Raw genomic sequence first — 413 nt, forward strand, 5'->3', positions numbered from 1 at the left:
GCTCGGGCGTGGCCGACTGGTAGGCCAGCAGCATCACGTAGCCGGTCGCCGCCGAGGCGATCACCAGCACGATCGAGATCCACTGCGTCACGATCGAGCCGCCCAGCTTGTCCGAGATCCACCCGCCCACCGGGCGGATCAGCGCACCCACGAAGGGGCCGATCCATGCGTACATCAGCGCCGAGGGCGCATTCGGATTCTTCGCATGCACCCACGCCTGCGTGGCCGGGTCGAGCGTGTGCGTGTTGCCGAAGATCACCGTGATCGACAGCGGCAGCGCCATCGAGAAGCCGATGAACGAGCCGAAGGTCACCACGTACAGCGCCGTCATCGACCAGGTGTGCTTGTTGCGGAAGATCGCGAACTGCTTGTTCAGGTTCGACTTCATCTCGCCGGTGGCAGCGAACTTCATG

1 pseudogene is annotated in these 413 nt (G+C 64.4%); it reads right to left on the bottom strand.

The features are described 5' to 3' along the window. Nucleotides 1-413 (bottom strand): annotated as a pseudogene (locus tag ACNKW1_RS15765) (antiporter); the annotation flags it as partial.

It is taken from the genome of Thauera sp. WH-2 (assembly GCF_048321015.1).
Taxonomy (GTDB): Bacteria; Pseudomonadota; Gammaproteobacteria; order Burkholderiales; family Rhodocyclaceae; genus Thauera.